Genomic DNA, 24,407 nt, shown 5'->3' on the forward strand with positions numbered 1-24,407 from the left:
CTTGTTCGAAAACCGGTTCCCACTTTTCGCTGACGCGGTCCTTCGGTTCGGGATCATGCGCCCGCGGCCAGTCGCTTCAACTTGGCGACGGCCGTGTCAGGGCTTTCGCCATAGGCGATGGTGCCGGCAAAGTCGCCCTTGGCGTTGAGCAGCAGCACCGAGGCGGTATGGTCCATCGTATAGTCGCCGTCGCCAGTGTCGACTTTCTTCCAGTAGATGCCGAACGATTTGGCCATGGCATGGACCTTGTCCGGATCGCCGGTGATGCCGACGATGCGGTCGGAGAAATTGCTGACATAGGCCTTCATCACATCGGGCGTGTCGCGCTCCGGATCGACCGAGACGAAATAGGCATGCAGGTTCTTGCCGTCGTCGCCGAGCGTCTTCAGCCAGCCGGCCAGTTCAAACAGTGTGGTCGGGCAGACTTCGGGGCAATGGGTGAAACCGAAGAAGACGACGCTGGGCTGGCCCCTGAAGGCGGCCTCGGTGATCGGCGCGCCTTTCTGGTCGACCAGCGTGAAGGCAGCGCCAAAGGGCTCGCCGCCATAGTGGCCGCGGTACCAGTCGAAGGTCAGCCAGCCGATGCCGGCCGCCATCAGGACGAGAATGCCGACCAGAATAGAACGCATCATCAGTAAGGTCCGTCCGCAGAATCATCGGGGCGCCGGCCCATCGGCCGCGCCAGTACGACAGTCTTACCGGTTCGACCCCGTCCAGGCAAAGTGCCGCGTTGCCGCAACCGCAGTGGTGTTGACGTATATGCTTGCAAAGCGGGGTTCGTCGCCCCACCTGTGACCGGCAACTCGAAGCAGGAGGCTCCCTTGCAAGCACTGATTGGGCGGAAACTGATCGGCGGCGCGTTGGCCGCGTGCGTTGTCCTTGGCGCTGGCACGGCCTTGGCCGAGGAAGTCGGCAAGGTCGGTGTCGACTGGCTGGGCAACGACATCATCGTCGAGGCGATCAAGGATCCGAAGGTGGAGGGCGTCACCTGCCACGTCGCCTATTTCGATCGCGGCATCATCGACCGCCTGCACAAGGGCAACTGGTTCGAGGATCCGTCCGACTCCTCGATCTCCTGCCGCCAGACCGGCCCAATCACCATCGGCGACATCGATATGAGCGAAGGCGGCGAGGAAGTGTTCAAGCAAGGCATCAGCCTGATCTGGAAGAAGCAGGTGGTGAACCGCATCTACGACAAGGCCAACGAAACGCTGATCTACCTGTCGCATTCGCGCCAGGTGCAGAACGGCTCGGCCAAGATGTCGGTCACCACCGTGCCGCTCTACGGCCAGAACGTGGTGTGGACCAGCGGCAAACCGAAATAGGTGGGTCGGTGGAACCGAGCTTACGGACGGGTTGGTCCCGCTTGCGGGACCAACCGCCTGGGGGTAAAGCCGCCCGCATGGACCGTTCCGAAAATCTCGTCCCCAAGGATTCCGAGCCGCGCATCCATCCGACCGCGGAACTGAAGGCCTGCAAGCTCGGCCGTTATGCCTCGATCGGCGAGCGGGTCGTGCTGCGCGAGGTGACCGTCGGCGACTTCTCCTATTTCGAGCGCCACGCCGAAGCGATCTACACGACGATCGGCAAATTCTGTTCGATCGCTTCAAACAGCCGCATCAACGCGCTGGAGCATCCCATCGAGCGGCTGACCCAGCACAAGGTCAGTTACCGGCCGAACGAGTATTTTCGCTGGCTGGGCGTCGACGCCGCATTCCGCGAGCGGCGGCAGGCGAAAGCAGTGACCATCGGCCATGATGTCTGGATCGGCCATGGCGCGGTGATCATGCCCGGGGTCACCATCGGCAATGGCGCCGTCATCGGCGCCAATGCGGTGGTGACGCATGACGTACCGTCCTACGCCATCGTCGCCGGGGTGCCGGCCAGACCGCTCAGATCACGCTTCTCGGCCACTGTCGCGGCTCGGATCGAAGCGCTCGCCTGGTGGGACTGGCCGGTCGAAAAGCTCGCCAGGGCGGTTCCCGACATGCAGGCATTGCCGATCGAGGCGTTCCTCGACCGCTGGGAAAACGACGCCGCCTGACCGGACTGAAACCCCTTCCGCCATGCGGGGGTGGCGCGGCGGAAGGGGCTGGAGATAACCCGCTGGGTAGCGGAAGGAACAGGCACTCTTGCCTGTGCCGCTATTGTGGCATTGAAGCCATAAGGCGTGTTTTCCGCCTTGTTCTCTTTATGCGTGTAGCCAATTGCGCCTGGCGTATTTGTTTGCGCCGGGAACCTGAAGCGGTCGCCGGTTGTTTCTCATCGCGCCGCTGCGTTGAGGGATTTCGACACATGGAAAAGCTTTTCACCAAGATCGCCAACTGGGTCGCCCACGTCACCGGCCTGCCGCTGACATTTGCCGCCTGCTGCCTGATCGTCCTCGTCTGGGCAGTGACCGGGCCGTTCTTCGGCTTTTCGGACACCTGGCAGCTCGTCATCAACACCGGCACGACCATCATCACCTTCCTGATGGTCTTTCTCATCCAGAACACCCAGAACCGCGACGGCGCGGCGATCCAGGCCAAGCTCGACGAGCTGATCCGCGTCAGCGAGGGCCACAACAACTTCATCGGCATCGAACATCTGACCGAATCGGAGGTCGAGGAGATCCGTGACAAATGCGAGCGTGCGGCCAGGCGGCATGACGAGAAGATCGCTGCCATGGCGGCAAAGAAGGCCGTGGCCCAGAAGCGCGGACCGAAAAAGCACATGGCCTGAAGCGTCCGCGGTTTAGTTCGGGATCAACCGTGCGGTCATGCTCATTGCTTCATGAACGCCGCGAAATTCTCCTTGTAGTCCGGATGCCAGCGCGACAGGGCCGGGCGGTTCTCGATGATGTCGCCGATCGCCCAGGCCATGCGCTTTTCATCCAGCGGCCGCGCCGCCTCATTGTCCGGGCACAGGATGTAGAAATCGCCCCTGGTCAGGGATTCCAGCATGAAATCAATGACCTGTTCGCCGCTCCAGGCGCCGGCGGGTTTTTCGGTCGCGCCCTCGGTGAGGCCGGTAAAGGTGAAGCCGGGGATCAGCAGATGGGCGGCGAGATGGGCGCCGGGTTCGTTGCGCAGCGCGTGCGCCAAGCCTTCGGTGTAGGTCTTCACCCCGGCCTTGGAGACATTGTAGGCGAGGTTGCCGGGCGGCGTGGTGATGCCTTGCTTGGAGCCGGTGTTGACGATCAGGCCGGGCTTGGCCGAGGCCAGCATGCGCGGCGCGAAGGCCTCGACGCCATGCACGACGCCCCAGAAATTGATGTCCAGAAGCCGCCTCCAGGCATCGCGGTTTTCCCAGGGCTTTCCGGGGTTGTTGCCAACGCCGGCATTGTTCATCAGCAGCGACACGTCGCCGAAGGCGCCGAACGCTCTTTCGGCGAGACGGTCCACTTCATCCGCGTTCGAAACGTCGGCGGCAACGGCAAGCACGGCATCCTCGCCCGCAATCGCGGAAACGGCGCGGGAGGCGTCGTCAAGGCGTGCGCTGCCGATGTCTGCCAGCACGATCTTCATGCCCATCAATGCAAGCCGCTTGGCGGCCGCAAGACCAATACCGCTGGCGGCGCCGGTGATGACGGCGGTGTTGTCCGGGCCAAGCGCGGGCAGGGCGGTCTGGATTTCGGCGTCGGTGATCATGGGCTATGGGGTCCTTCTTTCGATGGCGCAGAACTTAGCGCTGGAACGGGCCAGCGCAAGCCTCACTCGCACGTAAAGCGTATTGGGTTTGAAGGGATTTATGCGGCGCGCTTCGGGCCTTGTTTTCATGCATGTCGTCGTCCCAAAGCCACTGCGCCCATTCGGGCGACATGCATTGGCCCGGGTTGACCAGCCCGGCCGAGGCTGCGCATGTTGCCTCGGCAAAAGGAGACTTTTGCCGTGAGAGATGGAGATTTCCTGATTGACGGACTGGGTCGCAATTCTGAAGGAACAGACCGCCACCGGCGATCAGATGAGCCGCGAGGTGCCGCAGATGCTGGCCAACCCCGACATCAGCGAAGCGCAGGTGAAAACGCTCTTTTCCGCCCTGGAGAAACAAGCCGAGTTCGTCGAGAAGCTGCGCATGGCGCTGGAGAAATTTGGCCATGATTTTTCGATCATCAAGGCGGCGGAACGGCTGGAGGAGCGCTATGCCGACCTTGCCGCCTCGGTGGCGGAAAAACTGAAGGCGATGCGTAAGACATAAGTAGAGCAATTCCAGGAAAAGTGTGAGGCGGTTTTCCCGGGAAAAGCGCGTAGCGCTTTCCCTGGGAATCGCCTCAGACAAAAAGCGCTATTTTTCGATCACCCGGGCGAAGCGCCTGTCCGGCACAAACCAGATCATCGCAACCAGCACATAAAGCGCGACGCCGATCCACTGACTGACGAAGGTCAGCAGGACGCCTGCGATGTAGAGGCTCAGCGAGATCTTGCCCTTGCGGTCATTGCCCAGCGCCTTGGCAAACGCGGTCTCGTTGCCATGCAGGCGATGCAGTGCTGCGGCCAGTATCGTATAGGCGACGGCGCATAGCACGAGATCGATGCCATAGACGGCGACCGGCACCGGTGCGAAGTGGTTCTCGCCCATGAAGGCCGTCGTCACCGGCATCAGCGACAGCCAGAATAAAAGATTGAGGTTCGCCCACAGCACGCGGCCGTCGACGCGCTGCACGGTGTGGAACATGTTGTGCAGATTGTTCCAGTAGATGCCCACGTTGATGAAGGACAGCACATAGCTGAAGAAGATCGGCCACAACGGCAACAGGGCGGAAACATCCTCGCCATGCGGCACTTTCAGCTCGAGCACCATGATGGTGATGATGATGGCGACGACGCCATCGGTGAATGCCTCGACCCTGCCTTTGCCCATAAGTCCGCCCCCCACTGTCGGCGAAATCTACGCGATGGCGGGACGGGCGGCTACCCGCCATGTGGCTGGGCGACCACCTCTGAGGACGGAACAGATCGGGGCGGTTCGGATGGAAGAAGATCAATACGCCGCCGTTGCCGGCGAAGTGCGGAGGTATCGCCTATCTCTCACCCGTTCGGCGTCTCGGGCGCCATATACGCGCGCTGGCGCGGCACGCCAAGGCCGGTATCCGGCGGCTCGCCGGCAGCCGGCCTGCCCTCGATCATGTGGATGGTGCGCCAGCGGCCGAAGCGGTAGTAGGCCGCGGCCAGCACCAGCGAGGTGATCGAGCCGGCCGGGAAACTCCACCACAGCGCTTCCTCCCCGATTGCGCCGCGCATGAAATAGGCAAAGCCGGTGCGCACGACCAGCACCGAAATCACCAGGATGATGAGTGGCGGCATCACCGCGCCGGTGGCGCGCACGGTGGCGAACAGCACGATGGTGATGCCGAACAGGATGAACGACCATGACGCGACATTGTTGATGTGGGCGGCGATGTCGATCGCAGCGCTGTCGCTGCTCAGGAACAGGCTCAGCACCGAACGGTCGAAAAGCCAAAGCACGGCGACCAGTGCGCCGGTCAGCATCAGGTTGAAGCCGACACCGGAGGCGGCGATGCGGCCGATCCGGTCCCAGCGGCCGGCGCCGACATTCTGCGCCGCCATCGAGGAGACCGCCGCACCGATGGCGAGCGCCGGCATCTGGATGTAGGTCCAAAGCTGCGCGGCGATGCCGTAGGCGGCGGCGACCTGCGAACCGTAGGAGTTGACGATGCCCATCACCGTCAGCGCCGCCACCGAGATGACGATCATCTGCAGGCCCATCGGCACGCCCTTGAACACGATGATGCGCAGCAAGGTAGGGTCGAGCCGCAGCAGAGCGAGGTTGGCGCCGGCCAGCCGCAGCGGGTGCTTGCGCACATAGAGCACGATCAGAATGGCGATTGCGCTGACCGTCTGGCCGATCAGCGTCGCGGTGGCGGAGCCGGCGATGCCGAGTTCCGGGAATGGCCCGATGCCACGGATAAGCAACGGGTTGAGCACAATGTCGAGGACGACGGCGAGCGCCATGAACAAAAAGGGCGTGCGTGAATCGCCGGCGCCACGCAGCACGGTCATGACGAAGGACAGAAGGTTCATCATCGGCACGGCGACAAAGATGATGCGCAGATAGGAGCGCGCCAGCGGCAAGGCATCGGCCGGAGTGCCGAGCGTGTTGAGGATGGCGTCGACCCATATCCAGCCGCAGACCGCGAAGATGACCGAGACGAAGAAGAAGAAGGTCGCGCTGGTGCCGACGATGCGGCGCGCCTCGGGCAGGTCGCGGGCGCCGACCGACTGTGCCACCAGGATGGTGGCGGCCATCCCGACGCCGAACACCGTGCCGAGGATGAGGAACAGGACGAGGTTGGCGTTGGAGGTGGCAGTCAGCGCCGATTCGCCGAGAAAACGGCCAACCCAGACGGCGTTGATCGAGCCGTTGAGCGACTGCAGCACGTTGGAGCCGAGCACCGGCAAGGCGAACAGCAGCAGCGTGCGCGGGATCGGGCCACTGGTCAGGTCGCCGGTGCGCCGGCGCGTGGGCATCTTGTCGTCCATGGCAAGGCAACTCGGCGAAGGCTTATTCAGGTCCGGTCCGTGCCCTGATCTAATCATGTTCTCAAAGCTTCCGTAATCGGATAGTGGTTCTGGGCGCGTGGGGCGCGTTCCTTACTTGATCAAACTCGTAAGCCGGGGGTTCATGTCCGATATTCCGCTGTTTTTTGAGCGCCTGAACAGGCGCGCGTTTCTCGGTGCCTCCGCTTTGGGCGCGGCCTCCGTGGCTCTTTCGGCGTGCACCACGACGGAGGTGGTGACGCCGCCAGTGGCAGCGCCGCCAAGCGATCCGGCTTTCGGCGATGTCGCAAGCATGTATGCGGCGCGCGTCGACGAGGGCTATCAGCTGCCGGCGATCCCGGTGGCCAAGATGGATCCGAAGTTCGTCCGTCAGATCGTGTCCGACCCGACCGGAGAAAAACCCGGCACGATCGTCGTCGATGTCTCCGAGCACTTCTTCTATCTGGTGCACGATGGCGGCAAGGCTATCCGCTATGGCGTCAGCCTCGGCAAGGCCGGTTTCGGATGGACCGGCAGCGCCGTGGTCCAGGCGAGGAAGAAGTGGCCGGTCTGGACGCCGCCGCCGGAAATGATCCAGCGCCGGCCGGAACTGGCGAAATACAAGGACGGCATGCCGCCCGGCCCGCAGAGCCCGCTAGGCGCCCGCGCGCTGTATCTCTTCCGCGACGGCAAGGACACGATGTACCGGCTGCACGGAACGCCGGAGTGGGATTCGATCGGGAAGAACGCTTCGTCCGGCTGTGTGCGCTTCATGAACCAGGACATCATCGACCTCTACGGCCGCGTCAACGGACCCGCGCCGGTCTTCGTGCGCGCGAACCTGTCGGCCGCCGCAAAGAACACCGCCGTGTCGAACAGGACGGCCGAGCCGATCGACGCGGGCGTACCGAAGGACGCGGAGATGTTGCAGTAAGTGTGCCTTCACGATCTGTAGGCGGACGCGCTCGGCGCGTCCGCCTGGGTGGTGGCATTACTTCTTGGCGAGGCCGGGAAGCGTGACCTGATAGACCGTGAACATGGTGTCAACGTCGGCGCCGTCCTCGGCCTTGTAGGGTGCGCCGACCTGGAAGCCGTCCTGGGTGAGGAAGTCGTTGTCATTGGCGACGAACAGGAAATAGTCGTCGGGCAGCTTGGGATCGAGCACGCTGACCACCGACATCGCCTCCCACTTTTCCGAGAGGTTGTTCTTGTCGTTCGGCGCGCCATTGTGCAGGCCAAAGCGGCCAAGTTCGCCCTTGTCGTTGAGGTCGATGAAGGGCGTCAGCTTGGCCGGCGTCACCGATGGGTCGAGCACGCCCTTGGGCGCCACCGGCTTGTCGGCGGCGTCGAAGGCGCCACCGGCGATGTCGGTCGCGGCAGAGAGATCGACGATGTTGATCTGGCGAAGCAGCGAGGTGTCGCCCTTCAACCCCTGGCCGTTGCCGCTGTCGCGGGTCAGCATCAGGAAGGTCTGGTCGGACAAGGCGACGATCTCGCTCTGCGCCGCCACCTTGGTCTTGCCCTTGGCATCCTTGAACACCGGCAGCGGCACAACATATTCGTGCGCCAGCTTGAGATGGGCGAGGTCGGAAGCGTCATAGACCAGCGCGCGGGTGTTCTGGCGCGTTGCGCCGGAATCGCCGCCATCCTGCCGGGGCGCCGACTGCAGCACGGCGATCAGGAACTTGCCGTCCGGCGTCATCGCCATGCCTTCGAGGCCCTGGTTGTTCTGTCGGCCGGTATCGGGATCCTTCGGATCGGGCTCGGCAGCACCCGGGCCTGGATTGTCCGAGGCGAAGTTCGGCGCGCCATGGCGCATCGGCACGAGGGCAGCCGGCGGCTGGGTCGCCGACAGCAGGCGGCCTTCGGCGGAAAACCGATAGATGTTCGGGCCGTATTCGTCGGAGATGAACATCGAGCCGTCGGGTAGCCGCACGATCGCCTCGTTGTCGAGCGCCAGCTTGCCGTTGGCCTCGGGCAGGATCGGCATGTCGCCGCTTGCTGCGCGCACGCCGTTGAGCGGGTCGAGGCCCGTGGCATCAGCGCCCTTGTCGTCGGTCAGGAGCATGGTGTCGGCGAGTGTCGCCTTGACGCCGGACTGCTCCTGGCCGGCAGCGGGTGCCGCACCAGGCGCGGTTGGCGCGAACTCGATGCCGATCGTGTTGAGGCGCGGCCGGTAGTCGGTGGTGCCGACGACGTTGTAGCCGCGGTCCGGCAGCAGCCAGAGCGAACCCTTGTAACCGTCGGCGCCATGCGTCCAGCCGGCGGTGTCGATCGCCATGCCGGAACCTGAGCCGAACGTCTCGCCGAACTTGTCCTTCTGGCTGGCCGGGATGCGGCCGACGCCGACCAGTCCCTTGTTGACGAAGCTGGTGCCGCCGACGGTCGCGGTGCTGTCGGCCAGCGCCGGCGTCAAGGCGGTGAACATTGCCAGCGCGACGCTGAGCGACACGGTTCGGTACAGGTGTTTCATGGATGATCCTCTTTGTGACAAAGCGTGCCGGAGCGGCCGATGGCGAAAAAGCTGTAAGAGGTGCGGCATCGATGATGCCGCGCGCGCCTCCCCGAAAGCGGTCTACGGCGCGAACATGATGCTTGCGTGACAGCGCGCAATGCCCGCCCGTCGGCTTCTTCACACGCCGATAAGAACGTGTGGTCGCACGAAAGAATTGATCACTCCCTTCTGGCTCAAGTCGACAAAGCGTGGTGTGTGCGCATCGTACTAGACACATATGTCCAGTGCGTATATGGTGCAGCCTTCGGACGAACCTGGGAGGGAAGCCTTGAAGTCGCACTACCGCGCAGTCGTCATCGGGGGTGGCGTGGTCGGAGCCTCGGTGCTCTATCATCTGACACGGTTCGGCTGGAGCGATGTGGCGCTGATCGAGCGGGCCGAACTGACCGCCGGTTCGACCTGGCACGCGGCGGCCGGGTTCCACGCGCTCAATGCCGATCCCAACGTCGCGGCGCTGCAGGACTACACCATCAAGCTCTATCGCGAGATCGAGGCCGAATCCGGCCAGAACGCGGGCCTGCACATGACGGGCGGCGTCAACATGGCCAGTGATCCCCATCGCTGGGAGTGGCTGAAATCGGCCTGGGCCGTGTTCCAGTCGGTCGGCATCGAAACGGCTCGCCTGGTGACGCCGGAGGAGATCAAGGAGATCTGCCCGATCGTCGATGTCAGCGACGTACTCGGCGGCCTCTATGATTCCAATGAAGGTCATCTCGACCCCTACGGAGCGACGCATGCCTATGCCGGCGCCGCGAAAAAGCGTGGTGCCGATGTGATCCTGCGCAACCGCGTGGTCGCGTTGAAGGCGCGTGCCGACGGGCACTGGGATGTCGTCACCGAGCAAGGCACGATCGTGGCCGAGCATGTCGTCAACGCCGGCGGGCTGTGGGCAAAGCAGCTCGGCCGCATGGCCGGCGTCGACTTGCCGGTGACGCCGATGGAGCATCACTATTTCATCACCGAGGACATTCCGGAGGTTGCCGCTCTCGACAAGGAACTCGGTCTTGCGGTCGACCTCGACGGCTTTTCCTACCTCAGGCAAGAGCGCAAGGGCGTGCTGCTCGGCGTCTACGAGCAGAACCCGAAGCACTGGAACATGGATGGCGCGCCATGGGATTACGGCATCGAGCTAATCCCGGAAGACATCGACCGCATCAGCCCGGAACTGTCCAAGGCCTATGAGCGCTTTCCGTGCCTGAGGACGGCCGGTATCCGCAAATGGGTCAACGGCGCCTTCACTTTCACCCCCGACGGCAATCCGATCGTCGGGCCGGTGCGCGGGCTGAAGAATTACTGGCTTGCCTGTGGCGTCATGGCCGGCTTCAGCCAGGGTGGCGGCGTCGGCAAGTCGCTGGCCGAGTGGATGATCTATGGTGAGCCGCAGGCCGACATCTTCGGCATGGATATTGCCCGCTATGGCGCCTTCGCCGCCAACCGCGAATATCTCAGGCAGACGACGCGCCAGTTCTATTCGCGCCGCTTCGTCATGACCTTTCCCAATGAGCGGCTACCCGCCGGCCGGCCGCTGAAACGCCCCGGCGCCTACGACGGCATGACGGCGGCGGGTTGCGAATGGACGGCGTCCTGGGGTCTGGAAATCCCGGCCTATTTCGCGCCGATGGGGTTTCGCGAGAACACCACGCTGCGGCGTTCCAACGCCTTCGACATCGTCGGCGACGAGGCGCTGCAGGTTCGGCGTGCCGCCGGTCTCGTCGATATCTCGGCCTATGCGCGCTATGCGGTTTCCGGGCCTGGGGCCGATGCATGGCTTGACCGGCTGCTTGCCTGCAAGCTGCCGAAACCGGGGCAGGCGAGGCTGGCGCCGATGCTCGGCCATGACGGGCGGCTGAAGGGCGACCTCACGGTCATCAACTGGGGTGGCGGCGACTATTGGCTGATGGGCTCGTACTATCTCAGGGAATTCCACATGCGCTGGTTCGAGAGCCATGCGGCGGAGGGGATCACTGTCACAGACCTTTCCGACACGATGAGCGGCTTCCTGCTGACCGGGCCGAATGCACGCAAGATCCTGGCGCGCACGACGCATCAGGACGTGTCGGGCGCGGCACTGCCGTTCATGGCCTGCGGGGCATTCGACATCGGTATGGTGCCCGCGCGGGTTACCCGCCTTTCGATCGCCGGTGAGCTCGGTTTCGAGATCAGTTGTCCGGTCACCATGCATGCCAGCTTGCGCGAAACGCTGCTGGCGGCCGGCGAAGACCTCGGCCTTGCCGAGATCGGCTATTACGCGCTGAACGCGCTGCGGCTGGAGAAGAGTTTCGGCATCTGGTCGCGTGAATTCACCCAGGGCTACACACCCGATCAGGCCGGGCTCGACCGCTTCGTCGCGTTTGGGAAGGGTGACTTCACCGGCCGCGAGGCGGCATTGAAACAGCGGGAGGCCGGCAGCGGCCAACACCTGGTGACGCTGGAGATCGATGCCCTCGACGCCGACGCCAGCGGCTTCGAGCCGGTCTGGCATCAAGGCCGGCGCGTCGGCTTCGTCACTTCGGGCGGCTATGGCTATACGGTCGGCAAAAGCCTGGCGCTGGCGCTCGTCGACCGTGATTTCGCAGGCGAGGGCACCGCGCTCTCGGTGCACGTCGTCGGCACGGAGCGGCCGGCGCGCGTCATCGCGGCCTCCCCCTACGACCCCGGAGGCAAGGCGATGCGGCAATGAGGAGGATTTCTGATGGTCGATGAGGCGGCACGTGATAGCAGGCGCGAGCGCCGGCGTGGACGGACGGGCGAAGCCGGCTCGGAAACCAGCCGCCGCCCCAATTACCGTTCGCTGAGGAACCCGTTCCTGCCGCAGCCGATCTTTTCGGATGATCAGGTTGCCGCCATCCATGACACGGCGCTGCGTGTGCTGGAAGAGCTCGGCATCAAGGTGCTGTTGCCACAGGCGCGTGAGCATTTCGCCCGCGCCGGCGCCCTGGTCGATCCGGACACCGACATGGTGCGCATCGGCCGCGATATGGTGACGGCTGCGCTGGCCTCGGCGCCGAAGTCGATCCATGCTCATGGCGGTGCCCACGCCCGCGATCTGACGCTCGAACTCGGCTCGATGACTTTCCTGGCCGGATGCGGGGCGCCGAACGTCACCGATCTCGAGCGCGGCCGGAGGCCGGGCACACTGGCCGATTTCGAGGATCTGATACGGCTGGTGCAGCATTTCGATGTGCTGCATATGCTGGGACCCTGCATCGAGCCGCAGGACGTCGACAACCGCTTTCGCCACTATGCGGTCAACCGTGCCCAGCTGACGCTCTCCGACAAGCTTCCGTTCGTCTTCGCGCGCGGCACGCCGCAGGTCGAGGACGGCTTCGAGATGCTGCGACTGGCGCGCGGCCTGTCGCAGGACGAATTCCTTGCCGGCGCGCACTGCTACACCGTCATCAACACCAACTCGCCGCGCCAGCTCGACATCCCGATGGCGCAAGGCATCATCGATTTCGCCAGGGCCGGGCAGATCTCCGTCATCACGCCGTTCTGCCTTGCGGGCGCGATGGCGCCGATCACGGTCGCCGGTGCGCTGACGTTGCAGCATGCCGAAGCGCTGGCGGGACTGACGCTGGCGCAGATCGTGCGGCCCGGTGCACCGGTCGTCTATGGCTCCTTCTCCTCCAATGTCGACATGAAATCAGGCGCGCCCGCCTTCGGCACGCCGGAGCATGTCAAGGCGACGCTTGGCGCCGGCCAACTGGCGCGTTTCACCGGGCTGCCATGGCGGTCCGGCGGCGGCAGCGCGGCCAACATTTCGGACGCTCAGGCGGCGCACGAGACGCAGTTCGCGCTGTGGGGCTCGGTGCTGGCCGGGGCGACGATGTGCATCCATGCCGCCGGCTGGCTGGAAGGCGGCTTGAGTGTTTCCTTCGAGAAGCTGGTCACCGATATCGAGGCGCTGCAGACGGTGGCTGAACTCTGCGCCCCGACGCCCGGCGACAGCGAGTCCATCGGCTTCGAGGCAATCGCCGAGGTACAGCCGGGCGGTCACTTCTTCTCGGCCGGCCACACCATGACGCGCTACCGCACCGCCTTCTACGAACCGCTGGTCGCCGACTGGTCGAATTTCGGCAATTGGACGCAAGGCGGGTCGAAGACGGCGAGCGAGCGCGCCACTGGTGTCTGGAGACGGGCGCTGGCCGATTTCGTGCCGCCGGAATCGGCTGTCGCGACCGCCGGCGTTCTCGACGCGTTCATCGCCCGGCGCACGCAAGAGGGCGGCGCAGCACCGGTGTCCTGAGGGCGGGAGCCGTCGCGCAAGACGCGTGACGCAGCTTTCGCGACGTGATCGGTGCCGGGGTCATTGGCAATCGGCGCATCCCGTGCAGAAATGGGCGCATGCGCGAAGCTTTGATCGCAGTGATGATCTTCCTGTGCCTGACGGCGGCGCCGCTGGCCAGCATGGCCATCTGGCCCAGGCTGCCGGTCAGACATCGCGACGAAGATACGAACAATGTGGTTCGGCTCGCCGCGAACCTGTTTGGGGTCATGACCTCGCTTGTGCTCGGCCTGATGATCAACTCGGCCAAGAACACGTTCGAATCGATTGATCACAACGTGCACGACTATGCGACGGAGCTGATCCTGCTCGACAGGACCATGCGCGAGTATGGCCCGGAGACCGACGAGGCGCGCCAGCTGCTGGTCGTCTATGTGCAGAGGGTGGCGGGCGACGCTTCGCCGACCGGTGAAACTCCGGTCGTCGCCAACCGGCTGTCCGAACATCTGCTGACGGAGATCGGCACCCGGCTGAGGGCGCTGGAGCCGGCCGACGCGGCGCACAGCGCCCTTCTGCAGGATGCCGGTCAGCGTCTGCAGAAAGTGGTGGAGTTGCGATGGATTCTGATCGAGCAGTCGGAGGGCACGATCCCTGCGCCGCTGATCGCCATGCTGGTTGCGTGGCTGGTGCTGATCTTCGCCAGCTTCGGGTTCAGGGCACCGCGCAACGCCATCACGGTTTCGACCTTCGTGGTTTCGGCCGTGCTGATCGCCGGTGCGATCTACCTCATCCTGGATATGGACATACCGTTCTCCGGCCCGATCCAGATTTCGCCGGCGCCCCTGCAGAGGGCATTGGCGGAATTGCAGCGATGATACGGAACCGGCGTCGATCCCGGGCATTCTGTGAGATGGCTCCACGGAGGACGACATGGGATTCGACCAGTATCACGAACCGCCTGAAGAACTGTCGCAGAAGGTGCGGACCTTTGCCCGCATGATCACCTCGCTGATCGAGGAGGCGGAAGCGATAGGCTGGTACGAACAGCGCATCTCGGTGGAGAAGGACCCGCAGGCCCGCGCCATCATGAAGAACGCGCAAGGCGAGGAGTTCAAGCATTTCGGCATGGATCTCGAATTCCTGTTGCGCCAGAAGAAGGACTGGCGGGCGGAACTGAAGGAAATCCTGTTCACCACCGGCGACATCGTCAAGGCCGGCGAGAGGGGTGAGAAGAAGGTGGATTGAGGCCTGATAGGTCGCGACTGATCTGCCTCTGCTTTCGGCCAGATCAATCGCTGTCGCGCGCCACAAGCTCCAGCGGCCAGACCTCGCGCATGATCCGCGGACCCTCCGGGCCGGCAAAGGCCGGGATCGAGGCCAGCAGCATTTCGGCGAGCCGCTGACCCATCGGCTCCAGGGCCGGGCGGAAGGCTGTCAGCGCCGGCGAGAAGTAACGGCAGAGCGGCGTGTCGACGATGACGGTCACCGCCATGTCGTGGCCTGGCCTGATCCCCATTTCGGCCAGCGCCTTGCAGCCGCCAAGCGCCATCGCGTCGTTGTTGAAGATGATGGCGGTCGGCGGATCCTTGGAGCGCATGACCTGCGGCGTCACCTCGTAGCCGCCGGCCTCGTTGATGAAGCCGGACGCTATCAGCTCGGGGTCGACCTCGATGCCGTGCCGCCGCAAGGCCTTGCGATAGCCATCGAGGAACAGGTAGCCAAAATTGAGATTGAGCGACGGGCGGATGGCGGCAATGCGGCGGTGGCCGCGCGCCACCAGGCGGTCGACCGCGTCGGCACCGGCCTTTTCGAAATCGAGGTCGAGCGAAGGGTAGGACTTGGCTCCGGAGCGGCTGCGACCGAGCGTGGCGAACGGGAAGCCGGCCTGGGTGAGATAGTCGATGCGCTCGTCCTCGCGCCGCGTCCAGGCCAGCACCACGGCATCGGCGCGGCGCGTCTCGACGACACGGCGCAGGCGTTCCTGCTGGTAGTCGCCCGGCGCGCCCATGACCACGATCAGGTCGAGGCCGCTCTCGGCGAGCTTCGCCTGCAGCCCGATCAGGAACGGAATGAAGAACGGCTCGCCATATTGCTGGTCGCCCGGATGCGGCTGCAGCATGAAGGCGATCGAATGGGTGGCGCCCTGCCGAAGGCTGCGGCCGGACTGGTTCGGCGAATAGTTCAGCGTCCTGGCCGCCTCGAGCACGCGCTGGCGCGTGTCGGCATTGACGTCGGCGCGGCCGTTGAGGGCGCGCGACACGGTGCCGATCGAAATGTTCAGGTGACGGGCAAGGTCATGAATGCTGGACGCCAAGTGACTGTTCTCCCCCTTGTTTGGCTAGCACCGGTAACCGCTCAGGCCAAGGCGACAAGACAATTTTTTGCGAGCGGCCAATTGACATTCTACACCTTCGGGTGTGTTCTCGTAAACGTTTACGGAAAAACGTTTACGGCCATGCCGTGAATGCCGTGACGATCGGTCTGGAGGGACCGAGCGGAGGAGGAGTGCTGGATGATCAATGTCGTCCTGGCCGGCTGCGGAGCGATGAGCAAGCAGTGGCTCGATGCCGTGAGGCAGATCGATGGGCTTGCCGTCGTCGGCCTTGTCGACCTGGACGCCGACAGGGCGAGGGCGAGGGCGCGCGAATACGACCTCACCAGCGCCGTCATCGGCACCAGCCTCGATGTGGTGCTCGACCAGACCAGGCCCGACGCAGTGTTCGACGTGGTGGTTCCCGCCGCCCGGCGCGAGGTCGCGTTCTCGGCCTTTGCCCATCATTGCCATCTCCTGACGGAAAAGCCGCTCGCCGACAGCCCCGAGAATGCGCGCGCAATCGTCGAGGCCGCCCGCCAGGCCGGGCGTATCCATGCCGTCGTCCAGAACCGCCGCTATGTCGCCAATGTCAGGCGTATCCGGCGCTTTCTCTCTTCCGGCGCCATCGGTGCCGCGACCAGCATCCATGCCGACTTCTTCGTCGCGCCGCATTTCGGCGGTTTTCGCGAGGAGATGGCCCACGTCCTGCTGCTCGATATGGCGATCCACACATTCGACGCCGCCCGCTACATGGTGAATGGCGAGCCGGTCGGCGTCTACTGCCAGGAATGGGAGCCGGCGAGTTCCTGGTACCGGCAGGGATCGTCGGCCAGCGCCGTCTTCGATCTCGGCGGCGGCAAGGTCTTCACCTATGCCGGCTCCTGGTGCGCCGCCGGCTTCCGCACCAGCTGGGAGAGCACGTGGCGCATCGTCGCCGAGCGCGGCAGCCTGGTCTGGGACGGCAGCGACGAATTGAAGGCAGAGGTTGTCCTGGCAGCGCGTGAAGGCCTGTTCGACCGTACCGAGCCGATCGCCGTGCCGCCGCTCGATCCCGCCGACCGCGTCGGCGGCCATCTTGGCATCATCCAGGATTTCATGCGCGCGATCGAGACCGGCACCCAGCCGGAGACGCACGGCGCCGACAACATCAAGAGCCTGGCCATGGTCTTCGGCGCTATCGAAAGCGCCGAGACCGGGCGCCGGGTGACGATCTCTTCGCAGGAAGGACAGTGATGCCAAACCCGCTTCTCGACATCAGGATCGGCACCATGGTGCGGGCCAATCTCGATGACCCGGCCGCCTATATCAAGGCGATCCTGCCGCTCGGTTTCGAGTGCATCCAGCCCTTCTTCTGGCAGACGCTGGGCGGCAAGGATCTGCCGCGGCTTGCCGGCCAGATCCGCGAGGCGATCGGCGATGCCGACGTCACGGTCTCCTCGATCGGCGTGTTCGGCAATCCGCTGGAGAGCGGCGACGTCGATCGCGGCGTGCTCCAGGCCTGGGAAACGGTGATCGACAACGCGCATCTGTTCGGCACCTCGATCGTCAGCGGCTTCACAGGCCGCCTCCGTGGCAAGCCGTTGCCCGACAGCCTGCCACGCTTCAAGGAAGTCTGGGGTCCGCTGGCCAGGCGCGCCGCCGACAAGGGCGTGCGCATCGCTTTCGAGAATTGCGCCATGGACGGCAACTGGGCTGGTGGAGACTGGAACATCGCCCACAACCCGGACGCCTGGGAGCTGATGTTCAATGAATTGCCAGACGATAATCTCGGCCTCGAATGGGAGCCCTGCCACCAACTCGTCTACCTGATCGATCCCCTGCCGCAGATCCGCAAATGGGCGCCGCGCATCTTCCATGTCCACGGCAAGGACGCGACGGTGCGCTGGGATGTGATCCGCGAACACGGCGTGTTCGGCCGGCTGCCGTTCGTACAGATGCGCACGCCGGGCTTCGGCGACAGCGACTGGACGAGGGTGATCAGCGAACTGCGGCTGGCCGGCTACAAGGGCGCCATCGACATCGAAGGCTGGCACGATCCGGTCTATCGCAACGAGCTGGAGATCACCGGGCAGGTACGCGCCCTGGACTATCTGAAGCAATGCCGGGGAGGTGCCAGCTACCTGCCTAACCCGGTGTGAGAGCGAGCCGGCGGGAGGTGCCGGCTGGCCAAGATTGCGGCGCACTGCCGAAGCGATCGTCGAAAACCCCTCGGCCTGGCCAGGGAAAAAAGGGAGGATAAGTGCATGAGCATGACGATGAGAAGGACACTTCTGCGCTCGACCATCGTGGCCGCCGCCACGACGCTCGCCGCTGCGATCTCGACCTTGCCGGCGCAGGCGCTCGACGCCCAATGGTGCAAGGACGTCCACATCCGCTTCTTCGTCGGCGGCGCCGAGGGCGACGCCTTCGGCACCATCGTCTACAACGGCGCCAAGCAGGCGGCAGCCGACCTCGGACCCAAGGTCGATTACATCTTCTCGGGCTGGGACGTCGAAAAGATGGTGCAGCAACTGCGCGAGGCGGTCGCGGTGAAGCCAGGCGGTATCGCCATGATGGGCCACCCGGGCGACGCGGCGATCATGCCGCTGGCCGAACAGGCGCATAAGGACGGCATCAAGATGATGTACCAGAATGTGCCGGTGCCGACGGTGACGGCGGCGTTCGGCGGCGGCTATGTCGGCGCCCAGCAGGAGCAGCAGGGCCGCGCGCTCGGCGCCGAGGCGTTCAAGCTGGCCAAGCTGAAGGCCGGCGACAAGGCGATCATGATCGGCCCGTTCGAAAATGAGAGTCGCGGCGCGCGCGAGCGTGGGACAGTCGCCGCGCTGAAAGAGGCCGGCATCGATGTCATTCAAATCAATTCTCAAACCGAGTGGGCAGCCGATCCGAATCTCGCGATCCCGTTGATCACCGCCGCGTTGCTCAACAATCCCGACGTCAAGGCAGTCGGCTATCCCGGCGGGCAGATGCTCGGCAACGTGCCGACATACATGCAGGCCGCAGGGAGGAAGGCCGGCGACATCTTCAACTTCGGCTTCGACACCAGCCCGCAGATCGTCGAGGCCTTCAAGGGCGGCTGGGTACAGCTGACGGCCGACCAGCAGCCGTTCCTGCAGGGCTATCTGCCGATCCTGAGCCTCTGCCAGCAGGTGGTGCTCGGTCTGGCGCCGATGAATGTCGACACCGGCGCCGGCTTCGTCACGGTTGAAAATTACGAGATCGTCGCCGAACTCGCCAAGCAGGCACTGCGCTGACCTCCCAAGCTGCCGGCCGGGGCTGAGCCCGGCCGGCAGAGACGCCGGCAGCGACAACAGAGGTGAGGATCCGATGGCCGAACGCATCATCGAACTGCGCGATATCAGCAAGTCCTATGGCCAGGTCTATGCACTGGGCGGGGTCAATCTCAGCGTCGATCGTGGCGAAGTGGTTGGCCTGATCGGTGACAATGGCGCCGGCAAGTCGACGCTGATCAAGATCCTGTCCGGCGTGGTCAGGCCGACCAGCGGCGAGATCCTCGTGCGCGGCAAGGCGGTGACGGGATGGAGTGCGGCGCGTTCGCGCGACGCGGGCATCGAGACGGTGTTCCAGGACCGGGCGCTGGCCGTGCAGCAGACGATCGTGCGCAACATCTTCATGGGCCGAGAACTCACTGGCTTTCTCGGCTGGCTGAAGGTCAACAAGGAGATCGAGGAAGCCAGCCGGCTGATGCGCGAGATCGGCTTCACCTCGAAAGTGTTCACGCCGCAGTCGATCGTCGGCCAACTGTCGGGCGGCGAGCGCCAGGGCGTCGCAATCGCGCGCGCCATCTACAAGCAGGCGGAACTGATCATCCTCGACGAGCCGACGACGGCGCTGTCGCTGACCGAAACCGCCAAGGTCTTCCATTTCGTGCGCCAGGTGCGGGCGAGCGGCCGCTCGATCCTATTCATCGGCCACAACATCCACCATGTCTTCGACATCGCCGACCGCTTCGTGGTGCTCGACCGCGGCAAGGTCGCGCTCACCGCCGACCGCAGCGAGGTCAAGTCGGCCGAGGACCTCATCAACTTCATGGAGGATGTCGCACATCCCGGCGGGTTGGCCGGGTTGCACGACACCGGCGACGCCGAAAGGGCAGTGCGATGAGCAAGACCATGGAACCCGATCTGCACGAGCCGTCCACCGCCATTCCCCGCCCACAGAAAGAGTGGAAACACCCATCCGATCAATGGCTGCGCGGGTTCATCCTCGACAATCGTGCTTCGCTCGGCACGCTCGGCGTGTTCATCGTCATGATGGCGGTGTTCATGATCGCAAACCCGACCGTGTTCACCACCTGGTATCTCTACAGTTCGGTGCTGACCACGCTGCCGGTGGCGCTGTTCGTGGTGGTGCCGCTGGTCTTCGTCGTTACCTGCGGCGAGATCGATCTGTCGTTTCCGGCGACGATGGGTTTTGCCTCATGGGTCTTCGCGCTGGTCGTGCAAGCCGGCTACGATCCGTTTCTCGGCATTGCCGCAGCACTCGTCACCGGCATACTGCTCGGCTTCCTGGTGGGCTCGCTGGTGGTCTATGGCGGGCTGTCGTCGCTGATTGCCACGCTCGGCATGAATTTCCTGCTGCGCGGTCTGATCCAGATCATCAACGAAGGCAAGTCGATGGCGCTGACCAACCTTGCCGACAGCTGGGCATATAAGATTTTCTCCAGCCAGGTTTATGGCATCCCGGTGCAGATCTTCTGGGCCATCGCCTTCGTCGTGCTGTCGGCGATGCTCTACAACCGCCACCGCTTCGGCGCGCAGGTGAGGGTGGTCGGCGACAATCCCGACAGCGCCCAGCAGATGGGCATCGACGTCAAGCGTGTGCGGGTGAAAGTGTTCGTCTTCGTCGGCATCGGTGCGGCGATCGCCGGCACCTTCTCGGTGATGATCAACTTCACCTGGTGGCCGACTGCCGGCGACGGCTATCTCTTGCCGGTGCTGGCATCGGTGTTCGTCGGCGGTACGCCGACCTGGGGCGGCATCGGCACCGTCGTCGGTGGCGCCATCGGTGCCGTCACCGTGTCCTTCATCCAGACCGGCGTCGTGGCGGCCGGCCTGAGCGGCTTCTACGTGCAGTTCTTCAACGGGCTGATCATCATCCTGTCGCTGCTCGGCCACAAATGGAACCAGGCGCGGTATCGGTGACGGGTGGAGATTTCTGGCTGGGGCAGTCGCTTGTAGGACAACGGGACAAGCGGGCGCTCAAACCGCCGCGACAAACCCGTCCAGCACGCGCTTCTGGCCAGCCTTGTCGAAGTCGATCGTCAGCTTGTTGCCTTCGATGGCGGAAATGTTGCCGTTGCCGAATTTCTGGTGGAAGACGCGATCTCCGACGCTGAAGGCGGATGGCGTATCTGAGACGGATTTGGCGACCAACTCACCGTCGATGGTGCGGCCTTTGACGCTGGTGCGGCCGGCGCCGTAGCCGGAGTCGGTCTCGCCGTAGCCGATGCGCTCGACCTGATGGCCGGAGCGCGAGCCCCAGTTGCGGTCGGTCGCTTCGGTGCGGTTTTGTTGCGCGCGCTGCCAGCCCGGCGTCGCGTAGGTGTTGGAGAAGGCGCCGGATTTTTCGGCATTGGCGCCGACATTGTCGAAGCGCGAGGCGCCATAGGGATTTTGCCGGCCACCGCGACCGGAGGCGAAAGAACCGCCGCCATAGGAATTGCCATAGCCACCATAGGAATTGCCGCTCTCGGCGACATCGACATGGGCTTCCGGCAGTTCTTCGAGAAAGCGCGACGGGATGGTCGACTGCCACAGGCCATGGATGCGACGGTTGGAGACGAACCACAAATGCAGGTTCTTCTTGGCGCGGGTCAGGCCGACATAGGCCAGACGCCGTTCTTCCTCCAGCCCGGAGCGGCCGCCTTCGTCGAGCGCGCGCTGGTGCGGGAACAGGCCTTCCTCCCAGCCGGGCAGGAAGACGGTCTCGAATTCGAGGCCCTTGGCCGAATGCAGCGTCATGATGTTGACGGCGTCGAGCTCGGCATTCTGCTCGGCGTCCATGACCAGCGCGACATGCTCGAGGAAGGAGCGCAGCGACTCGTATTCCTCCATGGAGCGGATCAGCTCCTTCAAATTTTCCAACCGGCCGGGCGCTTCGACCGAGCGGTCGTTCTTCCACATGTCGGTGTAACCGCTCTCTTCCAGAATGGTCTCGGCGAGTTCGGTGTGTGGCGTGGTCTCCAGCGCCTTCTGCCAGCGCTCGAAATTGGCCGCGACCTCGCGCAAGGCGGCGCGCGGCTTCGGCTTCAACTCGTCGCTTTCGGCGAGCTTGGCGGCGGCTTCCAGCATCGGCACGCGCAGCGCGCGCGCCGTGTCGTGAATCTGGCGGATGGTGGTTTCGCCCAGCCCGCGCTTCGGCACGTTGACGATGCGTTCGAAGGCGAGGTCGTCGGCGCCTTGCGCGACGACGCGGAAGAAGGCCAGCGCATCGCGGATTTCCATGCGCTCGTAGAAGCGCGGACCGCCGATGACCCGGTAGTTGAGGCCGAGCGTGACAAAGCGGTCCTCGAACTCGCGCATCTGGAACGAGGCGCGGACCAGAATGGCCATGTCGTTGAGATTGTGCTTCCGGCGCTGGTAGGCCTCGATGGTCTCGCCGACGGCGCGGGCTTCCTCCTCGGAATCCCAAGCGGCGTGGACATGCACCTTGTCGTCCTCGGGCTCGTCGCGGTCGGTGAACAACGTCTTGCCGAAGCGGCCCTCATTGTGGGCGATGAGGTGGGAGGCAGCCCCCAGGATATGCGCCGTGGAGCGGTAGTTGCGTTCCAGCCGGATGATGGTGGCGCCCGGAAAATCCTTGTCGAAGCGCAGGATGTTGTCGATCTCGGCGCCCCGCCAGCCATAGATGGATTGATCGTCGTCGCCGACACAGCAGATGTTGACTTTGTTGTCGCTCACGGGCTGTTCCGCGCCTACCGGCGCGGGCCCTCCGCGGGGGCCTCGCAACGGCTCGGACGGACGGTCGTCCTTGCGGCCTTCGGCCGACTGCAGACCGGCGGTCGACGAAGATTGGCGCGACGGTTGCGGCCGCTGTGCCAGCAGGCGCAGCCACATGTACTGGGCGGTGTTGGTGTCCTGATATTCGTCGACGAGGATGTATTTGAAGCGCTTGTGATATTCCTTCAGCACATCCGGATTGGCGCGGAAGATGCGGATCGGATGGCACAAAAGGTCGCCGAAGTCGCAGGCGTTCAGCGTTTGCAGCCGCGCCTGGTAGGCCTTGTAGAGTTCGCGGCCCTTGCCGTTGGCGAAGGCGCGGGCGTCGCCCTCGGCGATGTCGGCCGGGCCTTGTCCCTTGTTCTTCCAGCCGTCGATCATCTGGGCGAACTGCTTGGCCGGCCAGCGCTTGTCGTCCAGGCCCTCGGCCTGGATCAACTGCTTGATCAGCCGCACGACATCGTCGGTGTCGAGGATGGTGAAGTCGGACCGCAAGCCGGCAAGTTCGGCATGTCTGCGAAGCAGCTTCACTCCAATCGAGTGGAAGGTGCCGAGCCACGGCATGCCTTCGACGTTGCCTTCGCCGATCAGGATGCCGATGCGCTGCTTCATCTCGCGCGCGGCCTTGTTGGTGAAGGTGACGGCGAGAATCTCCGAAGGCCAGGCTCTTTTGGTGTCGAGGATATAGGCGATGCGGGTGGTCAAGACGCGCGTCTTGCCGGTGCCGGCGCCGGCCAGCACCAGAACCGGACCTTCCGTGGTTTCCACCGCCAGCCTCTGCTCGGGGTTCAGCCCCTTCAGATAGTCCGGCGCATTGTTGTGGCCGCTGCGGGCAGCCATGGCGCGCGCGGCGATGCCCGACGGGGCAGTTGGCCGCGCATTGGGTTCATCGAAAAAGGGCATGTCTTCGGAAAAGCCGGACATCTCCCCCGAATGTAGTGATTCGGCGGCGAAAGGCCAGAAGTGTCTACGTTTTGTTCCGCTAAAGTGCCTGATATGGGCTGTTCAGGCCTTGCGGTAACCGAGGGCGACGAAAAATCGATGTCCGAATGAGCGCGCCTCGTTCGTCATCACGGCGCCGAGAGCGACCTGCATCTGGTCGTAATAGTGGCTGCCGGCGGGCGATGTCAGGAAAGTCTTGTAGAGCTTGAGATCGTCAAGCGGCAGATCCCGGTAGATGTAGGCCACCGATGCCATGACGTCCGTTTCGATGTCATGGCGAAGGCCTTCGGATCGTTGACGCAGCAGGGCCATGATCTGGTCGTCGGGCAGGGGCTTACCGGCCGCTCCAAGCATCTCGGAAAGCATTGCATAGCCCATGTTCAAGGCCACGGCTTCTCCGGTGTCGACAGCGCTGAGATCGTCCACGAGCTTCTTGTACAGTGCGAGCCGAGCCGGATCCCTGGATGGAAGTTCGCCCATGATCTTGGGACCTTCGATCGTCTTGCGTTGCCTTTCTTCCGGAGTTGAAGCCTGGATTTCCAGCGCCGTGACATGTTTGCCAAGGGGCGACGCATAGAACGAGGCCAGGTCGGACAGGTCTTGGGCGGGCAGTTTGTCCGCCATGCGCGATTCGATGGCTGCCTCCATCTTGTTCGCGTCAAAAGCGCCTTCCATGGCCGCCGCCAGGGCGTCCTGGACTTTTTGCGGCGGCGTTTCCGGCGCCGATTTCACGGCTGCGATGAAACCCGGGCCGATAGCCATCAGCATCTCGTGAAAGCCGTTCGCCTTGTTGATCTCATGCAGCGTCTGCGCAGGCGCAGCCACGGCGACAGAGACAAGGCAACAGAGTGCAAGCATCAGGCGCGTCAGCGGCGGAACGAATGACGTCATTTGCTTGCTCCTCGGAGAGATGATTGAGACTGCTGGAAAACCCGGCCGCAGGCAAGATGGATTGCCACCTTGGCGTGTGCGTCGC

Annotated in this window: 22 protein-coding genes; 14 read left to right on the plus strand and 8 right to left on the minus strand. The window is 64.1% G+C overall.

Annotated features, from left to right (window positions below; genetic code table 11):
- Positions 1-53 precede the first annotated feature (53 nt).
- Positions 54-632 (minus strand): SCO family protein, encoded by a 579-nt coding sequence (locus CGZ66_RS19575; protein WP_095086982.1) that lies wholly within the window; start codon positions 630-632, stop codon positions 54-56.
- Between the two features lie 189 nt (positions 633-821).
- Between CGZ66_RS19575 and CGZ66_RS19580 the strand changes: the two genes are divergently transcribed.
- The 3 genes from CGZ66_RS19580 to CGZ66_RS19590 all read left to right on the plus strand — a co-directional run bounded on the left by CGZ66_RS19580 (position 822) and on the right by CGZ66_RS19590 (position 2,721).
- The gene (locus CGZ66_RS19580; RefSeq protein WP_095087943.1) at positions 822-1,325 is read left to right on the plus strand and encodes a CreA family protein; all 504 of its coding nucleotides are present in this window, start codon (positions 822-824) and stop codon (positions 1,323-1,325) included.
- A gap of 77 nt (positions 1,326-1,402) precedes the next feature.
- Entirely contained in the window at positions 1,403-2,044 is a 642-nt protein-coding gene (locus CGZ66_RS19585) for a DapH/DapD/GlmU-related protein (RefSeq protein WP_095086985.1), read from the plus strand.
- Positions 2,045-2,295: 251 nt separating this feature from the next.
- Positions 2,296-2,721 (plus strand): low affinity iron permease family protein, encoded by a 426-nt coding sequence (locus CGZ66_RS19590; protein ID WP_095086988.1) that lies wholly within the window; start codon positions 2,296-2,298, stop codon positions 2,719-2,721.
- A 41-nt stretch (positions 2,722-2,762) separates the two neighbouring features.
- On the opposite strand, the gene CGZ66_RS19595 is transcribed toward CGZ66_RS19590, so the two are convergent.
- Positions 2,763-3,629: an SDR family NAD(P)-dependent oxidoreductase gene (locus CGZ66_RS19595; protein WP_095086991.1), complete on the minus strand. Its 867-nt coding sequence runs from the start codon at positions 3,627-3,629 to the stop codon at positions 2,763-2,765.
- A 262-nt stretch (positions 3,630-3,891) separates the two neighbouring features.
- Here CGZ66_RS19595 and CGZ66_RS19600 point away from each other — a divergent pair, with 262 nt between their 5' ends.
- Positions 3,892-4,176: a hypothetical protein gene (locus CGZ66_RS19600; protein ID WP_095086994.1), complete on the plus strand. Its 285-nt coding sequence runs from the start codon at positions 3,892-3,894 to the stop codon at positions 4,174-4,176.
- Positions 4,177-4,263: 87 nt separating this feature from the next.
- Here CGZ66_RS19600 and CGZ66_RS19605 read toward each other — a convergent pair whose 3' ends face one another.
- The gene (locus CGZ66_RS19605) at positions 4,264-4,839 is read right to left on the minus strand and encodes a TMEM175 family protein (RefSeq protein WP_095086996.1); all 576 of its coding nucleotides are present in this window, start codon (positions 4,837-4,839) and stop codon (positions 4,264-4,266) included.
- 167 nt (positions 4,840-5,006) lie between these two features.
- Positions 5,007-6,479, minus strand: a complete 1,473-nt coding sequence (locus CGZ66_RS19610) for an MATE family efflux transporter (protein ID WP_095086999.1) — start codon at positions 6,477-6,479, stop codon at positions 5,007-5,009.
- A gap of 142 nt (positions 6,480-6,621) precedes the next feature.
- Here CGZ66_RS19610 and CGZ66_RS19615 point away from each other — a divergent pair, with 142 nt between their 5' ends.
- Positions 6,622-7,410, plus strand: coding sequence for a L,D-transpeptidase (locus tag CGZ66_RS19615; protein ID WP_095087002.1), 789 nt, complete (start codon positions 6,622-6,624; stop codon positions 7,408-7,410).
- Positions 7,411-7,467: 57 nt separating this feature from the next.
- Here CGZ66_RS19615 and CGZ66_RS19620 read toward each other — a convergent pair whose 3' ends face one another.
- A complete protein-coding gene (locus CGZ66_RS19620) occupies positions 7,468-8,949 on the minus strand; it encodes an esterase-like activity of phytase family protein (protein ID WP_095087004.1) in 1,482 nt (493 codons plus the stop codon).
- A 310-nt stretch (positions 8,950-9,259) separates the two neighbouring features.
- Here CGZ66_RS19620 and CGZ66_RS19625 point away from each other — a divergent pair, with 310 nt between their 5' ends.
- The 4 genes from CGZ66_RS19625 (at position 9,260) to CGZ66_RS19640 (ending at position 14,461) form a co-directional block, all read left to right on the plus strand.
- On the plus strand, positions 9,260-11,671 hold the full coding sequence (locus tag CGZ66_RS19625; protein ID WP_095087007.1) for a GcvT family protein: 2,412 nt from the start codon (positions 9,260-9,262) through the stop codon (positions 11,669-11,671).
- Positions 11,672-11,683: 12 nt separating this feature from the next.
- Positions 11,684-13,237, plus strand: a complete 1,554-nt coding sequence (locus tag CGZ66_RS19630) for a trimethylamine methyltransferase family protein (RefSeq protein WP_095087010.1) — start codon at positions 11,684-11,686, stop codon at positions 13,235-13,237.
- 98 nt (positions 13,238-13,335) lie between these two features.
- On the plus strand, positions 13,336-14,091 hold the full coding sequence (locus CGZ66_RS19635) for a bestrophin-like domain (protein WP_095087013.1): 756 nt from the start codon (positions 13,336-13,338) through the stop codon (positions 14,089-14,091).
- A gap of 55 nt (positions 14,092-14,146) precedes the next feature.
- Positions 14,147-14,461: a ferritin family protein gene (locus tag CGZ66_RS19640; RefSeq protein WP_095087016.1), complete on the plus strand. Its 315-nt coding sequence runs from the start codon at positions 14,147-14,149 to the stop codon at positions 14,459-14,461.
- A 43-nt stretch (positions 14,462-14,504) separates the two neighbouring features.
- On the opposite strand, the gene CGZ66_RS19645 is transcribed toward CGZ66_RS19640, so the two are convergent.
- The gene (locus CGZ66_RS19645) at positions 14,505-15,530 is read right to left on the minus strand and encodes a LacI family DNA-binding transcriptional regulator (RefSeq protein ID WP_095087019.1); all 1,026 of its coding nucleotides are present in this window, start codon (positions 15,528-15,530) and stop codon (positions 14,505-14,507) included.
- A 198-nt stretch (positions 15,531-15,728) separates the two neighbouring features.
- Here CGZ66_RS19645 and CGZ66_RS19650 point away from each other — a divergent pair, with 198 nt between their 5' ends.
- The 5 genes from CGZ66_RS19650 (at position 15,729) to CGZ66_RS19670 (ending at position 20,692) form a co-directional block, all read left to right on the plus strand.
- Positions 15,729-16,763: a Gfo/Idh/MocA family protein gene (locus CGZ66_RS19650; protein WP_095087022.1), complete on the plus strand. Its 1,035-nt coding sequence runs from the start codon at positions 15,729-15,731 to the stop codon at positions 16,761-16,763.
- Positions 16,763-17,668: a sugar phosphate isomerase/epimerase family protein gene (locus CGZ66_RS19655; protein WP_206073730.1), complete on the plus strand. Its 906-nt coding sequence runs from the start codon at positions 16,763-16,765 to the stop codon at positions 17,666-17,668. The genes CGZ66_RS19650 and CGZ66_RS19655 overlap by 1 nt, the downstream gene beginning before the upstream one ends.
- 105 nt (positions 17,669-17,773) lie before the next feature.
- A complete protein-coding gene (locus CGZ66_RS19660; RefSeq protein ID WP_095087028.1) occupies positions 17,774-18,781 on the plus strand; it encodes a substrate-binding domain-containing protein in 1,008 nt (335 codons plus the stop codon).
- 73 nt (positions 18,782-18,854) lie between these two features.
- Positions 18,855-19,652, plus strand: a complete 798-nt coding sequence (locus CGZ66_RS19665) for an ATP-binding cassette domain-containing protein (protein ID WP_095087031.1) — start codon at positions 18,855-18,857, stop codon at positions 19,650-19,652.
- Positions 19,649-20,692, plus strand: a complete 1,044-nt coding sequence (locus CGZ66_RS19670; RefSeq protein ID WP_095087034.1) for an ABC transporter permease — start codon at positions 19,649-19,651, stop codon at positions 20,690-20,692. Before CGZ66_RS19665 ends, CGZ66_RS19670 begins: the two co-directional genes overlap by 4 nt.
- 57 nt (positions 20,693-20,749) lie before the next feature.
- Here the strand turns inward: CGZ66_RS19670 and CGZ66_RS19675 are convergent, their stop codons facing one another.
- A complete protein-coding gene (locus CGZ66_RS19675) occupies positions 20,750-23,413 on the minus strand; it encodes an ATP-dependent helicase (RefSeq protein ID WP_095087037.1) in 2,664 nt (887 codons plus the stop codon).
- An 81-nt stretch (positions 23,414-23,494) separates the two neighbouring features.
- A complete protein-coding gene (locus CGZ66_RS19680) occupies positions 23,495-24,322 on the minus strand; it encodes a DUF2059 domain-containing protein (RefSeq protein WP_095087040.1) in 828 nt (275 codons plus the stop codon).
- Positions 24,323-24,407 lie beyond the last annotated feature (85 nt).

It is taken from the genome of Mesorhizobium sophorae (genome assembly GCF_002270415.1).
Taxonomy (GTDB): Bacteria; Pseudomonadota; Alphaproteobacteria; order Rhizobiales; family Rhizobiaceae; genus Mesorhizobium; species Mesorhizobium sophorae.

Excerpts from the sequence above, each read along its gene's own strand:
- CGZ66_RS19635 (WP_095087013.1), top strand. The coding sequence starts at position 13,336 with ATGCGCGAAGCTTTGATCGCAGTGATGATCTTCCTGTGCCTGACGGCG.
- CGZ66_RS19595 (WP_095086991.1), bottom strand. The coding sequence starts at position 3,629 with ATGATCACCGACGCCGAAATCCAGACCGCCCTGCCCGCGCTTGGCCCG.
- CGZ66_RS19650 (WP_095087022.1), top strand. The coding sequence starts at position 15,729 with ATGATCAATGTCGTCCTGGCCGGCTGCGGAGCGATGAGCAAGCAGTGG.
- CGZ66_RS19630 (WP_095087010.1), top strand. The coding sequence starts at position 11,684 with ATGGTCGATGAGGCGGCACGTGATAGCAGGCGCGAGCGCCGGCGTGGA.
- CGZ66_RS19585 (WP_095086985.1), top strand. The coding sequence starts at position 1,403 with ATGGACCGTTCCGAAAATCTCGTCCCCAAGGATTCCGAGCCGCGCATC.
- CGZ66_RS19620 (WP_095087004.1), bottom strand. The coding sequence starts at position 8,949 with ATGAAACACCTGTACCGAACCGTGTCGCTCAGCGTCGCGCTGGCAATG.
- CGZ66_RS19575 (WP_095086982.1), bottom strand. The coding sequence starts at position 632 with ATGATGCGTTCTATTCTGGTCGGCATTCTCGTCCTGATGGCGGCCGGC.
- CGZ66_RS19670 (WP_095087034.1), top strand. The coding sequence starts at position 19,649 with ATGAGCAAGACCATGGAACCCGATCTGCACGAGCCGTCCACCGCCATT.
- CGZ66_RS19640 (WP_095087016.1), top strand. The coding sequence starts at position 14,147 with ATGGGATTCGACCAGTATCACGAACCGCCTGAAGAACTGTCGCAGAAG.
- CGZ66_RS19615 (WP_095087002.1), top strand. The coding sequence starts at position 6,622 with ATGTCCGATATTCCGCTGTTTTTTGAGCGCCTGAACAGGCGCGCGTTT.
- CGZ66_RS19655 (WP_206073730.1), top strand. The coding sequence starts at position 16,763 with ATGCCAAACCCGCTTCTCGACATCAGGATCGGCACCATGGTGCGGGCC.
- CGZ66_RS19675 (WP_095087037.1), bottom strand. The coding sequence starts at position 23,413 with ATGTCCGGCTTTTCCGAAGACATGCCCTTTTTCGATGAACCCAATGCG.
- CGZ66_RS19610 (WP_095086999.1), bottom strand. The coding sequence starts at position 6,479 with ATGGACGACAAGATGCCCACGCGCCGGCGCACCGGCGACCTGACCAGT.
- CGZ66_RS19660 (WP_095087028.1), top strand. The coding sequence starts at position 17,774 with ATGAGCATGACGATGAGAAGGACACTTCTGCGCTCGACCATCGTGGCC.
- CGZ66_RS19590 (WP_095086988.1), top strand. The coding sequence starts at position 2,296 with ATGGAAAAGCTTTTCACCAAGATCGCCAACTGGGTCGCCCACGTCACC.
- CGZ66_RS19605 (WP_095086996.1), bottom strand. The coding sequence starts at position 4,839 with ATGGGCAAAGGCAGGGTCGAGGCATTCACCGATGGCGTCGTCGCCATC.
- CGZ66_RS19665 (WP_095087031.1), top strand. The coding sequence starts at position 18,855 with ATGGCCGAACGCATCATCGAACTGCGCGATATCAGCAAGTCCTATGGC.
- CGZ66_RS19680 (WP_095087040.1), bottom strand. The coding sequence starts at position 24,322 with ATGACGTCATTCGTTCCGCCGCTGACGCGCCTGATGCTTGCACTCTGT.